Below are 16,209 nucleotides of genomic sequence, written 5' to 3'. Positions count from 1 at the left end.
CGGTCGGCATCATGCAGACGTTTACCGATCCGGCGTTCTGGGCCGACGCGATCCTGGTCGTGCACGCGCTGGTGGTGGGCTTCGTCGTCGGCGGGCAGGTGCTGATCCTGATCGGCGGCTGGCGCGACTGGACCTGGGTCCGCAGTCTCGCGTTCCGGCTGGCCCACCTGGTCACCATCGCCATCGTCGTCCTGCAGGCCTGGCTGGGCCGGCTGTGTCCGCTGACGATCTGGGAGCAGGACCTGCGTCGCGCGGCCGGCCTGGCGACCCACGAGCAGAGTTTCATCGAGGCCTGGATCAGCCGCTACCTGTACCTGGACCTGCCGTGGTGGGTGTTCGTGGCGGCGTACACGGCCTTCGGCGCTGTCGTCGTCTGGAGCTGGTGGCGGTTTCCACCGGGCCGGCACCGCTCGTAGCAGTGGGCGGGGTCCAGGTTCGTAGTCCGGGCAGGCGCAGCGCACCCGGAACGTTCCGGAACGGGTTCCACAGGAAATTCCCGGGCGCGCTGCGCTTGTCCGGGCTACGGGGCTGAATGCCGGACGGCCGATTTCGCCAAGCAAGACCTCCTGTGGGAGTGAGCTTGCGAGCGAAGGTTCGGCGAGCCACCGTTCGTTTCCACAGGCCCGGCGCTGGACACGGATTGACTAGAATAGGAGGATTCACGGACCTCCCCGGAACCGCCCGATGAGCCAACGCAAGCGCGTCCTGACCGGCATCACGACCACCGGCACGCCCCACCTGGGCAACTACGTCGGCGCGATCAAGCCGGCGATCGAATCGAGCCGCGACGCCCGCACCGATTCGTTCTATTTCCTGGCCGATTATCACGCGCTGGTCAAGTGCTTCGAGCCCGAGCGCGTGCACCGGTCGACGTTGGAAATCGCCGCGACCTGGCTGGCGCTGGGCCTGGACACCGAAAAGAGCGTGTTCTATCGCCAGTCCGACATTCCGGAAATCCCCGAGTTGACCTGGCTGCTGACCTGCGCCTGCGCCAAGGGCCTGATGAACCGGGCCCACGCCTACAAGGCCCAGGTGGCCGAGAATGAAGCCGCCGGCGAGGACCCGGACCACGGCATCACGATGGGCCTGTTCAGCTACCCGGTGCTGATGGCGGCCGACATTCTGATGTTCAACGCCCATGACGTGCCGGTCGGCAAGGACCAGGTCCAGCACCTGGAGATGGCGCGCGACATCGCCGGTCGCTTCAATCACCGCTACGGTGAGCACTTCGTGCTGCCCGAAGCCGTCACCGACGAGCACGTCGCGACGCTGCCGGGCACCGACGGGCGCAAGATGTCGAAGAGCTATGACAACACCATTGCACTGTGGCTGCCGGAAAAGAAGCTGCGCAAGGCGATCATGAAGATCAAGACCAACTCCCAGGAGCCGGGGGAACCGAAGAATCCGGACGACGCCAGCGTCTACGCGGTGTATGCGGCCTTCGCCACGCCGGCCCAGCGGGCCGAGATGCGCCAGGCCTTTGCCGACGGCATCGCCTGGGGCGAGGTCAAGCAGCAGCTGTTCGAGCGGGTCAACGCCGAGCTCGCAGTGCCGCGCGAGCGCTACGAGGCGCTGATCAACGAACCGGCGAAGATCGAGCACGAGCTCAAGCTCGGCGCGGAGCGCGCCCGCGACGTGGCCGCGCCGTTCATTCGGTCGCTGCGTGAAGCGGTCGGCATCCGGGCCCTCGGCTAGCCGATCGCATGCCCCACACCGCCGACTGGTCGCCGCCGGCCCTGCGCGGATCGGACGATGCACGGTTTCCGATTCGCCATGCCTGGTGCGTGGGCCGCAATTACGCCGAGCACGCCCGCGAGATGGGCGCGGACCCGAAGGCCGGCACGCCGATCTTCTTCACCAAGCCGGCAACCGCGCTGACCCAGGCCGCGACCGTGCCGTTTCCGCCGGCCACCGAGGAGCTCCATCACGAAGTCGAACTGGTCGCGCTGCTGGGGCAGGGCGGCCGCAACCTCGATGCCGCCGCGGGCTTGTCCTGCGTGGTCGGCTGGGCGGTGGGCTGCGACCTGACCCGCCGCGATGTCCAGGCCAGGGCCAAGCAGGCCGGGCATCCCTGGGCGCTGGCCAAGGGCTTCGACGCGTCCGGGCCGATGGGCCGCTGGGCCTCGGCCGAGGACTGGATGCCGCAGCCAACGACAGCGATCCGGCTGGCCGTCAACGGAATACCGCGCCAGCAGGCCGTGCTCGGCGACATGATCTGGCCGGTTGGCGAGCTGATCGCCCGGCTGTCGCACGAAGTCACGCTGCACCCCGGCGACGTGCTGTTCACCGGCACGCCGGCCGGCGTCGGTGTGCTCGAGGTCGGCGACCGCGTCGAGGCCCGGATCGACGGCCTGCCTGCGCTGGACTTCGAGATCGTCGCTCCGGGCATCTGACGCGATGGGTGAGCCGGCCGTGTGGAGCGTTACGACCGTCGCGCTGGGTGCCGCACTCGGCGGGATGGCCCGCCATGCGCTGGTGGTCGCGATCGAAACACGCCGGGACGACGGGCGCTGGCCGATCGGCACGCTGGTCGTCAATCTGCTCGGATCGTACCTGCTCGGCGCCGCGGCGGCCTGGCCTGCGCTGGACGAATCGGGCCTGCTGCGCACCGGCCTGGTCGCCGCGCTCGGCAGTTTCACCACCGTCTCGGCCTTCGTGCTCGAAAGCTGGCAGCGGCGGAGGCATCGTGCCCGGTGGATCGGCTACGGTCTGGTCACCGTGCTGGGCTGTCTTGCGCTGTTCCGGGCCGGTCAGTGGCTGGCGTGACGAGGCCGGGGCAGGTGGAGCGACTGCTGGCCGTCGGCGCCGGCAGCGCGCTCGGCGGCCTGGCCCGCTTCGGTCTGGCGGCGCTGGGTGGAGGCCTGTTCGCGGTTTTCGCCGCCAACCTCGTCGGCGCATTCTCGATCGGCGTCTACGCCGCGCTGACCGGCCCCGACGGCGCCCTGGACGCCGGTCCGCTGCAGCGGCTATTCGTCGTCCCGGGCCTGCTGGCCGGTCTGACCTCGTTCTCGATGTTCAGCCTGCAGGCCGACGCCTTGCTGCAGTCCTCGTTCGCGGCCTCGACGGTGTTCGTGCTGGGGTCCGCGGGCAGTTGGGCGGCGGGCGTGGTGGCCGGGCATCGGATCGGGCAGCTGCCGGCCCGGCGGCCTGGATGCTCTCGATGATGGACGCGAAGGCAACCGGGGGCAGGCGGCGCAGAGCGACGCCAGTCCGGTTGGCAGGGCCACATCACCGGTTCGGCCTCGTCGGCAATGGCCACAGGCGAACGACGAACTCGAACTTCCGTCGTCCCGTACTCGATGCGGGACGCAGCGACCTTGCGGTTCCGCAGCTCCGAACCGTCGATCCGAAACGAACCATCATCATGAACAGGACCTTTCACGAATGCCCCTTTCGATCCTCGTCGACCTGCTGATCTCCGCGCCGGTGGTGGCCTTTCTGATCTGGCTGTACGCACGATCGGCGCCGTCCGGACGCAGCGCCGGTATGCGAGCACTCGATCGAACGTTGATGGTGCTCACGCCGCTGGCCCTGGTTGCGATCATCGTCGGCATCCATGCCACGATGGACCTCGATGGCATGGGCCGCAACGTCATCGCCGTGGCCACGGCCTACCTCGCCGTGCTGGCCCTGCTCGGCTCCGGTTGGGTCGTCCGGTTCCTGCGCGCGCGTTGAGGCGGAGCTGGTGGGTTCGTTCCGCTGGATGACGAGCGAATGCTCTCGAGGACAGCGGCACGAGGTCCGAACGGCGCCTTGCGCTTGACCGCGCTACCGGGGCGGGCGGTGGATGGCGGGGCCGTTCCTCGAATGGTTCTGCGGTTCCGGACCCGGAGAAGGTCGCTGGACCCCGGATCAGGTCCGGGGCTAGGTTTCCGGGGTATTCCCGGTTCCGGGCATCAGCGCTTCAAGCCTGCTGCGAAGCCGTTGTTCGCGGTTCTCTGCCCCATCGCGTTCTTGCATCCATCCTCCAAAGGCCGCGGCTACGGTCCTTGATCGAGGCCACTACCAGCCACCGCCTCCACCGCCGCCTCCGCCGCCGCCGGAAAAGCCGCCCCCGCCGCCGCCCGACGACGAGCCGGGCGGGGAGGCCGAGCTGGCGATGCCGCTGGACAGGCCGCCGGCCAGCGCGCTGGAGATCGCCGCGCCGCTCAGCGCGCCGCCGGAAACCATCGACGGCGAGTACCAGCTGCGGCTGTTGATCGAGCCGTCGATCTCGGCGGCCCGGATCGCGTCCTCGAACCGCCTGCCCCAGGTCTCGGCGCTGTCCAGCGCAATGGCATAGGGCAGCAGGCGCTCGAACTCCTCGACGGTCACCGGACGCTCACCGCCGTGGCGGCGCTCGAGGTCCTCGCGCTCGGCGATGTTGAGGTAGAGCTGCAGCCCTTCGATGGCATCGAGCAGGTCGCGGCCTCGCTCCGTCGGTGCCTTCATCAGCTGATAGAAGGTCAGCGTCAGGACCAGGTGGGCGACCAGGATCAGCATCGGCAGGACGCCGACCTGCCAGCCGAGCACGCCGATCAGGCCCAGCCCGGCAAGCACGAACGGACCCACGAACAGCGTGGCGATCAGGATCGGCACCCGCTGCAGCCCGGAGGCCTGTTTCCAGCCCTTGTACAGGCCGGCGACCATGACGCCGACGAAGCCGTTCCAGAGCAGCGCGAAGAGGGCGATGACCGGGCCCATTCCGGGCGCTTCGGTCGGCGCCAGTGCAGTCATGACGATGACCGACAGCAGCGCAACGATGAGCCCGGGCATCCACCACCGACGGTTGTGCTTGAAATAGTGCGACTCCAGCGCGGCTCGCAAGGTCTTCTCGTGTTTCTTGACCGCCTTGCCGACGCGCGAATGCTCGGATGGCTTGAAGGTCAAGGTGTCGCCGTCGGCAAACAGCGCGAAGTACAACGCACGTTCACTCTGTGCTTCCGGAACTCCTTCGCCGCGCATGACCACGAAATGCTTGTCCGGCTTGTCCAGTTTCAGGTGACCGTTGACGGCCATGTGGACCAGTGCCGCGGCCGTGGCGGTCCTGTCATAGCCGAACTTCAACACGTAGCGCAGCATGCCCGGCGAGTAGCCCTCGGGCGCGTCGTAGCGCGGGTAGATCGCGCCGGGCAGGGGATCGCGGCCGACCCGGTTCCAGGCCCGTGCCTGCCAGCCGATGACGATCAGCAACCCGACCAGCCCGACGATGGCGCCGCGATTGTCGGCCAGCAATCGACGGCTGCGTTCCAGCCTGCTCGGCTCGGGCACCAGGCCCTTCGGAAAGCCGACGGCAACCGTCAGGCCCTCGTAGGGACGCAGCGCGCGGTTGCCGGTGAACTCGACGGCGTCCGGTGCGAGCACCTCGGCGGTCCAGTCCGTCTCCGGGTCGCCGATCGCACCGGCTTCGCCCAGGTAGGCGTCGATGCGCAGATCGGTCCGGTCCACGTCGCCGGGCAGCCGCACGGTCGCGGTCACCGCGTCGATCGGGAACGCCCAGTCGTTGCCGGTGACGTTCCAGTACAGCTCGTCGTGCCGGTCGAAATAGCCCAGTTGCCGGTCGGTGGTGTACTCGATGCGGTACCGGTACTCGCCGGGCTCGAGGAAGGTGCCGGCATCGCCGATGTACAACCGGGTACCGCCGGTGACGCCCTCGGTGTGCCACGGTTCCGGCCGGCCGTCGCGGGTGACCGTGAGGACATCGAACGGCACGGTGTAGCGGCTGCCGAACGGGTCGCGGTAGGTCGTCGGGAAATCGCGGTAGATGCCGCGGCGGATCTGCCGGCCCTCGGCCTGCACGTCGATGGTCTCGGCGACGAACAGGCTGCCGTCGGTCTGGATGGTGATCTCGGCATCGTAGCGCTGGATCCGTTCGTCGGCCTGCGCCGGCAGCGCAGCGAGGCCGGCGAGAAGGGCCAGCAGCAGGAGTCGCGGAAGGGCAGGCGATCGATTCATGGAGCGGCTCGGAGTGCGCGGCCGACATCCGGCGCCCGGCGGGTTTCGATGCCGGCCGAGAAGAACGCTTCTTCGCCGAACCCGAACGGGCCGGCCACGAAGCGGTCGGGGACGTGCTGCACGCGGTCGTTGAGCTGGCGCACCGCGCCGTTGTAGAAGCGGCGGGCCTGTTCGATGTCGTCTTCGACGTCGGTCAGCTCGGTCACCAGCTGGCGGAAATTCTCACCGGCCTTCAGCTCCGGGTAGGCCTCGGCCAGCAGGATCAGGCGGCCCAGGCCACCGGCCAGCGCCTGCTCGGCCGCGTCGCGCCCGGCCACGTCATCGACCCTGTCGACCTGCTGCCGCGCCTCGCCGCGCAGCCGGGTCACGTCCTCGAGCACGCGCTGTTCGAAGCCCGCGTAGGCCCGCACGGCCTCGACCAGCTGCGGGACCAGATCGTGGCGCTTCTGCAGCTGCACGTCGATGTCGGCAAAGCCGGCGCGAACGAGATTGCGGGCGCGCACCAGGCGGTTGAAGATCACGACCGCCCAGACCAGCACGGCCAGGCCAGCGGCGAGGGCGATGATCAGGCTGATTTCCATCGTGGCGCGTGTTCCTGTGTTCGGCCTGCCATTCTGCAGCATTCCGGGGGCCGCGAAGGCGGCGGGTCGCAAAGCGGAGGCAGCAGGGCAGAGCGCAGGGGCGCTTCGTTCCGGCGGCTCCGAGGCTGGTGCACCCCGCCACTCATTGTGTAACGTATCGCGCGCGCCTGAACCGACATTGCGGCCTTGCGTGCCTTGACAAGGGCGGGCCATTCACTGCGGGCCGCGCCTTGCCCTGTCGATTCAGGCGCACGCGATACGTCACACAATGAGTGGTGGGTACGCTAGTGGGCCAGTATCCGGAACTCGACGCGTCGGTTCAGTGCCCGGCCTTCCTCGGTGTCGTTGTCGGCGATCGGCAGGCCTTCGCCGTACCCGCGCGACTGCAGCCGCGCCGGTTCGATATCGGCGTCTTCGAGGTAGCCGCGCACCGCGCCGGCTCGGTCGTCGGACAGACGCAGGTTGTAGTCGTCCGAGGAGCGCGAATCGGTGTGGCCGGCGATCTCGATCCGCAGGGTCGGATGGCGCTCCAGCAACAGGACCAGCCGATCCAGTTCCGCGCGCGATTCCTCCAGCAGTTCGGCGCTGTCGGTTTCGAAGAACACGTTGTTCAGTCGAATCACCTCGCCGGGTGCCAGGGGTTGCACCGTCAGATCCTGTTCGATGCGCGCGCCGGGACGGGTGCCGGACAGATCGACGACTTCGCCGATGCCGGCGAAGCCGCGTGCGTTGACGTAGACCGCATAGCTCGCGTTCACCGGCAGCGAGGTGGAGTAGGCGCCGCTGGCCGGGTCGATGCCGGCGCTGCCGGCCACCCGGCCGTCGGCCAGCCGCATGAACACCACGGTCTGCTCGTCCATGCCGTCGGCCGCGCCGTCTCCGGCGCCTGCGAAGCGCCCTCGGCCGAGCTCGAAATCGACGATCTCGCCGCCGGCGTTCTCGTCGTTGAAGAGCAGTGCGCCACCTCGCAGGACCTGGCCGCCGACCACGGCCGTCGGCGCGGGGCGAAGGTCCGGCGGCAGGCCGAACTCGTAGATGTCCTGCTGCGCGCCTTCGCCGGAGGCCATGAACGCAAAGCCGCCGCTGGCATCCACCGACAGGCTGGAGTCGTTCTGCGGAGTGTTGATCGACGGCCCGAGGTTGACCGGCGCGCTCCAGTCCAGCCAGCGCTCGTCGCTGCGCCGCGAAACCCAGATGTCCAGCCCGCCCTGGCCGCCGGGGCGGCTGCTGGCGAAGTACAGCGAAACGCCGTCCGGGCCGATGAACGGTGAAACGTTCTCGAACGGGCCGTTGAGCGCGTCCAGTCGGCGTGGCGCGGACCACAGTCCGGTGTCTTCGTTCCAGCGGGTCAGGTACAGCGACGAATGGTTGTCGATGTGTCGGCCGGGCGTCCTGCCGGTGAATACCACGGTCCGGCCGTCCGGCGCCAGGGCCGCGCCGTTGACCGACAGCGGCGGGTCGAAGGGCTCGGTCCGCAGGCGGTCGGAGCGGGTCCAGCTCTCGCCGTCGCGCCGCGCGATGGCGATCGACAGGCAGTGCCGGTCGCCCATGCCGATCACCGCGGCGAAGTCGACGCAGCCGTCGGTGCGCTGCTCGCCGAACATCAGGGCACCGATGACCAGCAGCGTGTTGCGGTCGGGCGCGGCCGAGCTGATCGCCACGTTGCCGAGGTTCGACGGCGTGGGGTCGTTCAGCGGCGCGGGCAGGCGGCGAGTCGGTCCCCACGAGCCGTCCGGCCGGCGCTGGGTCACGTAGACCTGCTGCGGATGCTGGCCGCGGTCGAAGCGCGCCAGTTCCTCGTCGCGGATGCGCGCCATGCGGTCGCAGTCGCCGGACAGGCGGTCGATCAGGGCCTGTTCCTCGGGGCTGAACGTGTGTCCCTCGCGCTCGGCCAGCGTCGCCATGGCGGGGCCGAGCTGCCGGCAGTCGCTTACGTGCTCGTCGTACTGCTGCTCGATCAGGCGGCGGAATCCGGGGTCGGGATAACCGGCCCGGGTCAGGTACAGGGTGTTGCCGTCGGCCGAGGCGATGGGCAGCAGTTCGGCGTAGGGCGTGTTGACATTCGGACCCAGCCGGCGCTTTTCGATGTCGGCCGCCGCCGTGGTGGCGGCGGCCGCGAACAGCACGGCAAGCGCGACCATCCGGGCGGCGGGGGGGCGTGGTGAGTGGGTGCGGATCATGAGCGCCGGTACCGGTCCTGCATGTAGGTGTAGTAGATGAAGCCGAACCGGCTGTACCAGTCGTCCTCGCCGAAGTACTGCTTTTCGCACTGGGCGAGCTCCTGCAGACCCTCGAGCAGTTCGCGCATGTAGTCCCGGTATTTCTCGTCGTAGGTCCGGTCGAGACTCTTCATGGCGTCCTGGATGCCCTTGCGCTCCGGCGGCCAGGCCAGTCCGAAGCCGCCGTGCAGGCCGGACATGGAATCACCGAAGGCGATCGCCCGTTCGCTGTAGGTCCTGGTCGCGCCGTAGATGCCGCGCAGTTTTTCCAGGTAGTGGCGCACGAAATTGATCTTCCGATAGGCGCTGTCGTAGCACTGGCGGCAGCGGTCGCCGCCGGACACGTCGCAGTGCACCGGCAGACTGGGGGCGCCCGGTGGTTCGTAGTCCGGGTCGAACTCCAGATCGCCGGGATCGAGCGCCTGCGACGAGTCGGCGAATTCGCGGAAGCTGTTGAACCGGCTCATTCCCTGCCCGAGCATGCTCAGCCCGCGGTCCAGGCCGCCGCGGCGGGCGGCATCGATCTGCCGGCGCTCGGCGCTGCGTTCCTGCTCCCGCGCCTCGAGCTCGGGCAGCGCTCGCATTGCGCCCAGGCTGCCCAGCGGCTCGACGGCCCGGGCGCCGTCGGCGCCGAGTGCGCTGATCAGCACAAGGACAGCGAGCCCGAGGGTGATCGCGGTCTGGCGTTGCAGGCGGATCGCGACCGCCGCCGTTGTTCGCGCAGCGTTCATCGCATCGATCTCCTTCCGGCCAGGAACGTGAAGGCCAGCACGGCCAGCACCGCGCCGCCCGGCAACAGCCACCGCCAGGGCAGACCGTGACCACCGGCCTGTCCGGCCAGCACCACCGGTGGGGCCAGCTCCGGGTCGTACTCGTCGCCCACCCAGGCAACCAGGTAGTAGGGCGCCGGTCCGGCCTCGGGTCGGGCCGGCGAGACGTGGATCTTGAGCTCGCCCTGGGTCCGGAAATGAAACGCGACCGCGCCGTCCCGCCCGGTGTCGCCGGCTCGGTCGGATTCGTCGTAGCGGTACTTCGACAGGTTCAGGTTCAGCGGGCGCGACAATTCGCGCGCCATCAGCACCACCGAGACCGGCTGCAGCATGCTCAGGTGTTCGATGTACATCCGATCGCCTTCGGGTCCGGCGTCGCCCCGGATGATCGAGGCCTTGCCGTGGGGGATGTCCGGAACGCGGTCGGGCACCAGGCGATAGCCGGGGTCCTCGGCCAGGACCGGCGCGACGGCCCCGAGCATCCCGAGCGCGAGCAGGCCGGCGACCCAGCGCCGGGCCCGATGCCGGCGCGACCCGGCACGCACCGGCGCGGTGACTTCGATGATCGATTCGATGGCTGGCATCATGCGGGTTCCACTGGTCGGTGAGCGACGGGCCCAGGATGGTCCGAGTCGGACGCTCGACCGCGCTCCGCGCGACGATCCGTCCTGCCTCACCAATCGGGAACCGCACCGAAATGCCGCCACCGGAAGCGCAGCCATCCGACTCCGGCCTGCCGGCCCTTCGACGCAACCCACACCAGCCCCGCGCATGGCATCCTCTACCTGCTTGCCTGAACGATGTGCTGGAGGGCGCAGCTTGGATATCCCGATACCACTACAGACCTGGCGCGACGCCGGGCGCGTCGAGCCGATTCTCGGTCACGCACTGTTCTTCCGTGACCACGGCGAAGGGGTGCCGGTGCTGCTGCTGCACGGTTTTCCGACCGCCTCGTGGGACTGGTCGTGGCTCTGGCGCGACCTGGTCGCCGACCATCGCTTGATCGCCCCGGACCTGCTCGGCTTCGGCTTCAGCGCCAAGCCGGCCGGCCACGACTATTCGATCGCCGACCAGGCCGATCGCCTCGAAGACCTGCTCGAGCGTCTCGGCGTCGTGCACTTCCACGTGCTGGCGCACGACTACGGCGATACCGTTGCACAGGAGCTGCTTGCCCGCCGCAACCAGGGCACCGGCGCCTGGGGCCTGCTGTCGGTGTGCTTCCTCAACGGCGGCCTGTTCCCCGAGTCGCATCGACCGCGGCTGATCCAGAGACTGCTGTGCGGCCCGCTCGGTCCGCTGCTGGCCCGGACCATGTCGCGCAAGCGCTTCGCGAAATCGTTCTCGGCGGTGTTCGGGCCGCAGTCGCAGCCGTCGGAGGCCGAGCTCGACGCCTTCTGGGCCCTGATCGACGCCAACGACGGCCGGCGCGTCGTCCCGGCGCTGCTCGGCTACATGCGGGAACGCAGGCAGAACCGCGCCCGCTGGACCGGCGCACTGCAGGCCGCGAAGGTCCCGATCGGGCTGGTGAACGGGGTGCTGGACCCGGTGTCAGGCCGGCACCTGGTCGATCGCTATCGCGAAGTGGTCGGCAACGACGGCTTCATCGAAGAACTGGCCGACGTCGGCCACTATCCGCAGGTCGAGGCGCCGGATGCGGTCGCGTCGGCCTACCGCCGCTTCATTCAGTCCGTCGCGGCGGATGGATCGTAGAAGTCCAACAGCGCCCGGTTGACCTCGGCCGGTTTCTCGGCCGGGGTCATATGCCCGGCATCCCCGATCGTCACCAGCGTCGAATCGGGAATCCGCGCGTGCATGTTGTCTGCCTTCTGCGGTGACGTCGCGCGGTCGTGGTCGGCGGTGAGGATCAGCGTCGGCAGGCGGATCTGGTCGATGCGGTCGAGAATGGACTTCCGCGAGACCACGCCGCGCACCGCGCGCGTTGCGCCGATCCGGTCATTGGCCGTGACCATGGCCAGCCAGCGTTCGCGCTCGCTCGCACAGGCGGGGTCGTCGATGAAGCGGTCGGAAAACAGCAGCGGCAGGATTCTCGGCGCGACCCTGGCCAGCCCCAGCAACCTGGCGGCGAGATTGAGCAGCGCGAAGCGCGGCCGCTTGGACCACTTCTCCGGTTCCGCCGAGGTATTCATCAGCACCAGGCTGTCGAGCAGCTCGGGCCGTTTCAGTGCGACGCGCTGGGCCACCATGCCGCCCATCGAGAAGCCGAGCAGGTGGACCCGATGCGCCTCGATCGATTCGATCAGCGCGATCACGTCGTCGGCCAGCGTGTCGAGGTCGTATCCGGTGTCGGTGACTTCGCTGTCGCCCTGACCGCGGAAATCCATGCGAACGCAGCGGAAGCGGCTCTTCAGCGCCTCGACCTGGGCATCGAACATCCGGTGCGAGAACAGCAGGCCGTGGAGCAGGACCAGCGTGTCCGGGCCGCTGCCGGATGCAACGACATTGAGCTGGGCATCGTTCAGGGTCCGGCGGGGCATGGCGGCACTTCGGTCGGGCGGGTGTGCTGCCTACGATACCCGTTCGGCCGGCTCGAAGGCGGTGCCGATGGGCCTCGAGCGCGGGCAGGGTGGCGAGGCGAGTCGGAAGTCCAGGCTCGGACCTGTCTTCGTTAACCGAGCGTTCGAGGTTCTGTTCGGCAACTACCCATCGCCCGCTTCCGAGCCTCTACGTGGTGTCCGAATTCGGTCAGCGCAAGAACGGTGCCCGTTCCGGGGGGCCCGTGAGCGCGTCGGTGAAGGTGTCCATCGAGCCTGCGCGAGGCGCTTGTGGCGTATGTTCGTACATTCGATAGATCGAATCGAACAACTGGCGCGCCCTCTCCAGAAGTGTTCACTGGAAATTCACAGTTGTCGTTACATCGTTCACGCGCTCGATCGGCCCGATGCGTCGCCGGATCGGGACGAACGCTCGACCGGACCCGGCGGGCATACAACGATAACGTTTGAACGGGTAGACCAGATGCAACGACAAAACGCCTCGCAGAATCCACGACAAGAAAAAACGACAACGCCAGCCGCAACATCAAGAGCAAGAGCAAGAGCAAGAGCCAAACCAACAGCAACAGCAACAGCAACAGCCACCAACCCCAAGCTTCTCCTGTCCTGTCTCGCCCTCGCGATTTCCGCTTCTCTTCCGGCCCACGCCAACCAGTTGGGCCCGCCGTCGGACCCCTCCGGCACCGAATCCAGCGAACGATCCGAGTCCGCCGTCGCGCTCGACGATGTGATCGTGTTCACGCGAAAGCGCGACGAGCCGTCCCAGCGGGTTCCGGTCGCGTTGAATGTGCTGGACTCCGCCGCGTTGTTCGAGCGGGGCATCTACGACCTCGATGACGTCACCCGCCAGGATCCCAGCGTCTTCCTCGAGCAGGGCTCGCTGCCGCAGGACCTCAAGCTCACCGTTCGCGGCATCACGCCGACGCGCGGCCGCCCGAGCATGGCGATCCTGCTCGACGGCGTCGATATCACGACCGAGGCAATGATCACCTCCGGCGGCTCGCTGCTGATCGACCCGCAGCTGTTCGACATCGAGCGCGTCGAGATCATCAAGGGCCCGCAGAACGCGCTGTACGGTCGCTCGGCCTTCGCCGGCGCGATCAGCTACACCACCCGCGCGCCGGACAACGAGTTCCGGGGCGCCATCGAAACGGACCTGGGCCAGTACGGCCAGCGGATGTTCCGCGGCCGCTTCTCCGGACCGATCATTCCGGACACGCTGAGCGCGGGCGTCAGCGTGGCGAACTGGAACCACGACGGTTTCTACGAGAGCCCGTTCACCGGCGACGACCTCGGCGGCCGCAGCGGCACCAGCCTGGCCAGCACGCTGCGCTGGACGCCGGGCCCCGGCTGGGACATCCGCGCCCGCCTGTCGCTGGAGGACTCGGAGCTGGGCATCGCGCCGCAGATCCATCCCGAACCGAACGCCGTGTTCCCGATGCCGACCGCGGCGCTCGGCCCGGTGGTGTTTCCGGGCGTGACCGAGATCCGCGGCATCCGCGGCATGCCGCCATCGAACTGGGACGAGTCGCAGATCGGCAACAGCCCCGATCCGCGCACGCCCGGCCAGGACTACGCCGGCGCCGAGAAGGACGTCTTCCGCGGCACGCTCGACATCACCCGCGAGTTCGGCAGCGGGCAGGGCATCGCCCCGTCGCGCTTCGTCTCGCTGACCCACGTGGCCCGCGCCGACAGCCTGCAGCAGCAGGACTTCAACAACTACGGCGACGCCCGCGAGCTGCCGGCCTTCGGCGAGATCTGGATCGACAACGACGTCGAGCTGTTCAGTCAGGAATTCCGCCTGCAGTCCGGCACCGGCGGGGCCTTCACCTGGACCGTCGGCGCCGAATACTGGGAAGAGCAGCGCCACGTGCTCAACGGCGGCGTGACCTGCCTGACCTACGCCCCGCCGTTCGTCCCGGCCGAGGGCGCCACGCCGTGCAGCACCATCGTCGCGCCGATCGGCACCACGCTGCCGCGCAACCCGGACCTCTGGACCCGCGACATCGAGCACCTGTCGGCCTACGGCACGATCACCTGGAACATCACCGACCAGTGGAACGCCACCTTCGAAGGCCGGTACGTGGACGAGGACCTGACCGCCGGCGGCCCGGACCTGGACAACTCGATCGTCTCGCCGCTGCCGTTCCTCGGCGGTGCCGGCTTCCCGGCGCCGGCCGGGCTGGTGACGGCCTCGGAAAGCGACAGCTACTTCACGCCGAAGATCGGCGTCCAGTTCCTGGCCAGCGACCGGATGATGGGCTACGCCTCGATCGCCCAGGGCATCAAGCCGGCCGGCATCGGCTCGGTCAACGGCGGCGGCGGCACGTTCTTCCCCGAGCAGCTGCGCTTCGAACAGGAGAAGGTCGTGGTCTACGAAGTCGGCTCGAAGATGGACTTTCTCGACCGGCGCATGCGCGTGAACTACGCGCTGTTCTACCAGGATTTCACCGACAAGCAGGTGACCAGCCAGATCGTCGACGACGCCGGCTTCCTGCAGTCGCGCATCCGCAACGCCGACGCCGAGATCTACGGCGCCGAGATCGACGTGACCTGGTTCCCGATCGACGCCCTGCGCCTGCAGGCCGGCTACACGTACCTCGAGTCGGAGTACAAGGACTTCACCCAGCTGACCCGCAGTCCCGGGGTGATCGCCTATTCCGGCGGCTGCGAGCTGGTCACCACCACGGCCGACCAGACCACCTGCCGGGTCGATTTCTCCGGCAACGAGCTGGAGCGGGTGCCGAAGCATTCCTTCGTCGGCAACGCGCGCTACAGCTCGGCGGTAACGGCCGACTTCGACTGGTTCGTCGACCTGCAGGCCAGCTACCGCGGCGAGCGCTTCTCCAACCCGAACAACCTGCTGCAGTTCGACAGCTACTGGCTGACCGACCTGCGGGTGGGCCTGAACGGGCGGAACTGGCAGGTGGTCGCCTATGTTGATAACCTGTTCGACGACGATACGATCCGCGACGGCTTCAACACCGGCGGCGACCTGAGGAACTTCTCGATCCAGGGGCCGACCTTCGTGCTGCCGGACAGCGCGCAGTACTACCTGCCGTCGCCGCGGACCTTCGGAGTACGTGCCGCGTATACGTTCTGACGCGGAGAACCACCGAGAGAGGGCCGTGTAGAGCCGCACGGCAGGGAGTACAGGGATGAGTACGGACACCGTCAGGAGCCGCCCGCCGGGCGGCCCGTCCGCCCGGGATCATGCAGTGCCGGCCGCCTCGGCCGGCCGCTGGCCGCCGGTCGCCGTCGGGGCACTGTCGCTGGGGCTGGTGATTGCCGGCATCGCGTTGGCCAACACCACCATGGGCCTGCAGCGCGCCTGGTTCGGCGGTGCGTTCTGGACCGACAGCCTGGCCTCGTTCGCGCTGGCCGGCCTCGGCACCGCCTTGATCTGGAAAGGGTTGAAGGTCGAGGACCCGGCCGCCAGCATCCTCGGCTACGCCGGTGGAGCGCTGCTGTGGATGGGCTTCTTCGAATGGACCTGGCGGTATTTTTCGGTCTGGCTGGGCATCGATCCGCTGATGGTCGACGGCCAGCCGGCGCTGCCGGGTTCGTTCCTGCTGATCCAGGCCAGCGTCTGCATCTTCCTGCCGCTGACCATCCTCGGCGTGGCCAACAAGGACAGCCGCTGCCGGATGATGCAGTGGATCCGCCGCGTGTTTCGCCTTCAGGCCCCGGCCACCCGGGGCAATGCCCACAAGAGCGACCCGGCCCGCGTCGCGGCCACGGAAACGATCTTCGTGATCTGGTTCGTGTACCTGCTCAACATCTCGCTCTACGACCCGCGCCTGCTCGGCGCCAGCCAGAACGTGTACCTGGCCTCGCTGGCGGTGATCGGCATCTGGGCGGTCTACCTGGTTTCGCGCCACCTGCGGATTCCGTCACCGGGCCTGTCCGTGCGCTACGCCATCCCGACGGCCTACCTGCTGTCCATCCTCATCGACGGCTCGACGCTCTCCGGCCTGTTCCCGGCCTTCTGGATCATGCCGCTGCAGTACCCGGTCGCCGCCTCGACCATGGCCCTGGTCTTCGCCGGCTGCGTCTACGGCCTGTGCCGCGCGCCGCAGGCGGCCAGGGCGAGCTGATCGACCGGTCGCTGCCCGTCGCGCCACGCGACGGGTTCGACGACACAACTTGCGCGCTACACGGCGTTCGTGCAGGATATCCACGAACGAACTGT

At 68.5% G+C, this 16,209-nt stretch carries 15 protein-coding genes; 9 read left to right on the top strand and 6 right to left on the bottom strand.

Annotation, left to right across the window (positions count from 1 at the left end):
* The first annotated feature begins 11 nt into the window (after window positions 1–11).
* The 6 genes from HFP89_RS02450 (at window position 12) to HFP89_RS02425 (ending at window position 3,675) form a co-directional block, all read left to right on the top strand.
* Window positions 12–416, top strand: a complete 405-nt coding sequence (locus HFP89_RS02450) for a DUF2784 domain-containing protein (protein WP_168716056.1) — start codon at window positions 12–14, stop codon at window positions 414–416.
* Window positions 417–684: 268 nt separating this feature from the next.
* On the top strand, window positions 685–1,695 hold the full coding sequence (locus HFP89_RS02445) for a tryptophan--tRNA ligase (protein ID WP_168716055.1): 1,011 nt from the start codon (window positions 685–687) through the stop codon (window positions 1,693–1,695).
* Between the two features lie 8 nt (window positions 1,696–1,703).
* Window positions 1,704–2,393 carry a fumarylacetoacetate hydrolase family protein gene (locus HFP89_RS02440; RefSeq protein WP_168716054.1) on the top strand — a complete coding sequence of 230 codons (690 nt, stop codon included), beginning with the start codon at window positions 1,704–1,706 and terminating at the stop codon, window positions 2,391–2,393.
* A gap of 19 nt (window positions 2,394–2,412) precedes the next feature.
* On the top strand, window positions 2,413–2,766 hold the full coding sequence (locus HFP89_RS02435) for a CrcB family protein (protein WP_168716053.1): 354 nt from the start codon (window positions 2,413–2,415) through the stop codon (window positions 2,764–2,766).
* Window positions 2,767–2,780: 14 nt separating this feature from the next.
* A complete protein-coding gene (locus tag HFP89_RS02430; protein WP_168716052.1) occupies window positions 2,781–3,164 on the top strand; it encodes a CrcB family protein in 384 nt (127 codons plus the stop codon).
* A gap of 220 nt (window positions 3,165–3,384) precedes the next feature.
* On the top strand, window positions 3,385–3,675 hold the full coding sequence (locus tag HFP89_RS02425) for a hypothetical protein (protein ID WP_168716051.1): 291 nt from the start codon (window positions 3,385–3,387) through the stop codon (window positions 3,673–3,675).
* A gap of 327 nt (window positions 3,676–4,002) precedes the next feature.
* On the opposite strand, the gene HFP89_RS02420 is transcribed toward HFP89_RS02425, so the two are convergent.
* From HFP89_RS02420 to HFP89_RS02400, 5 genes are all read right to left on the bottom strand, one after another.
* Window positions 4,003–5,934, bottom strand: coding sequence for a DUF2207 domain-containing protein (locus tag HFP89_RS02420; protein ID WP_168716050.1), 1,932 nt, complete (start codon window positions 5,932–5,934; stop codon window positions 4,003–4,005).
* A complete protein-coding gene (locus HFP89_RS02415) occupies window positions 5,931–6,515 on the bottom strand; it encodes a LemA family protein (RefSeq protein ID WP_168716049.1) in 585 nt (194 codons plus the stop codon). Before HFP89_RS02415 ends, HFP89_RS02420 begins: the two co-directional genes overlap by 4 nt.
* Before the next feature lie 284 nt (window positions 6,516–6,799).
* Window positions 6,800–8,695 carry an OmpA family protein gene (locus tag HFP89_RS02410; RefSeq protein ID WP_168716048.1) on the bottom strand — a complete coding sequence of 632 codons (1,896 nt, stop codon included), beginning with the start codon at window positions 8,693–8,695 and terminating at the stop codon, window positions 6,800–6,802.
* Complete coding sequence (locus HFP89_RS02405) at window positions 8,692–9,465, bottom strand: hypothetical protein (RefSeq protein WP_168716047.1); 774 nt, start codon at window positions 9,463–9,465, stop codon at window positions 8,692–8,694. The genes HFP89_RS02410 and HFP89_RS02405 overlap by 4 nt, the downstream gene beginning before the upstream one ends.
* Complete coding sequence (locus HFP89_RS02400; RefSeq protein ID WP_168716046.1) at window positions 9,462–10,091, bottom strand: hypothetical protein; 630 nt, start codon at window positions 10,089–10,091, stop codon at window positions 9,462–9,464. The genes HFP89_RS02405 and HFP89_RS02400 overlap by 4 nt, the downstream gene beginning before the upstream one ends.
* 232 nt (window positions 10,092–10,323) lie before the next feature.
* On the opposite strand from HFP89_RS02400, the gene HFP89_RS02395 reads away from it, so the two are divergent.
* Window positions 10,324–11,214 (top strand): alpha/beta hydrolase, encoded by an 891-nt coding sequence (locus HFP89_RS02395; RefSeq protein ID WP_206212190.1) that lies wholly within the window; start codon window positions 10,324–10,326, stop codon window positions 11,212–11,214.
* Here HFP89_RS02395 and HFP89_RS02390 read toward each other — a convergent pair.
* On the bottom strand, window positions 11,187–11,999 hold the full coding sequence (locus HFP89_RS02390) for an alpha/beta fold hydrolase (RefSeq protein ID WP_168716044.1): 813 nt from the start codon (window positions 11,997–11,999) through the stop codon (window positions 11,187–11,189). The genes HFP89_RS02395 and HFP89_RS02390 overlap by 28 nt on opposite strands.
* 751 nt (window positions 12,000–12,750) lie before the next feature.
* On the opposite strand from HFP89_RS02390, the gene HFP89_RS02385 reads away from it, so the two are divergent.
* Entirely contained in the window at window positions 12,751–15,120 is a 2,370-nt protein-coding gene (locus HFP89_RS02385; RefSeq protein ID WP_168716043.1) for a TonB-dependent receptor, read from the top strand.
* Window positions 15,121–15,175: 55 nt separating this feature from the next.
* Window positions 15,176–16,114, top strand: a complete 939-nt coding sequence (locus HFP89_RS02380) for a hypothetical protein (protein WP_168716042.1) — start codon at window positions 15,176–15,178, stop codon at window positions 16,112–16,114.
* The last annotated feature ends 95 nt before the right edge of the window (window positions 16,115–16,209 follow it).

Origin of the sequence: Wenzhouxiangella sp. XN79A, from assembly GCF_012272825.1 — a bacterium.
Lineage (GTDB): Bacteria > Pseudomonadota > Gammaproteobacteria > Xanthomonadales > Wenzhouxiangellaceae.
The sequence above is the reverse complement of the archived record's forward strand: the minus strand, read 5'-3'. Positions and strand labels throughout refer to the sequence as shown.

Excerpts from the sequence above, each read along its gene's own strand:
- HFP89_RS02415 (WP_168716049.1), bottom strand. The coding sequence starts at position 6,515 with ATGGAAATCAGCCTGATCATCGCCCTCGCCGCTGGCCTGGCCGTGCTG.
- HFP89_RS02425 (WP_168716051.1), top strand. The coding sequence starts at position 3,385 with ATGCCCCTTTCGATCCTCGTCGACCTGCTGATCTCCGCGCCGGTGGTG.
- HFP89_RS02400 (WP_168716046.1), bottom strand. The coding sequence starts at position 10,091 with ATGATGCCAGCCATCGAATCGATCATCGAAGTCACCGCGCCGGTGCGT.
- HFP89_RS02450 (WP_168716056.1), top strand. The coding sequence starts at position 12 with ATGCAGACGTTTACCGATCCGGCGTTCTGGGCCGACGCGATCCTGGTC.
- HFP89_RS02410 (WP_168716048.1), bottom strand. The coding sequence starts at position 8,695 with ATGATCCGCACCCACTCACCACGCCCCCCCGCCGCCCGGATGGTCGCG.
- HFP89_RS02380 (WP_168716042.1), top strand. The coding sequence starts at position 15,176 with ATGAGTACGGACACCGTCAGGAGCCGCCCGCCGGGCGGCCCGTCCGCC.
- HFP89_RS02390 (WP_168716044.1), bottom strand. The coding sequence starts at position 11,999 with ATGCCCCGCCGGACCCTGAACGATGCCCAGCTCAATGTCGTTGCATCC.
- HFP89_RS02405 (WP_168716047.1), bottom strand. The coding sequence starts at position 9,465 with ATGAACGCTGCGCGAACAACGGCGGCGGTCGCGATCCGCCTGCAACGC.
- HFP89_RS02420 (WP_168716050.1), bottom strand. The coding sequence starts at position 5,934 with ATGAATCGATCGCCTGCCCTTCCGCGACTCCTGCTGCTGGCCCTTCTC.
- HFP89_RS02440 (WP_168716054.1), top strand. The coding sequence starts at position 1,704 with ATGCCCCACACCGCCGACTGGTCGCCGCCGGCCCTGCGCGGATCGGAC.
- HFP89_RS02445 (WP_168716055.1), top strand. The coding sequence starts at position 685 with ATGAGCCAACGCAAGCGCGTCCTGACCGGCATCACGACCACCGGCACG.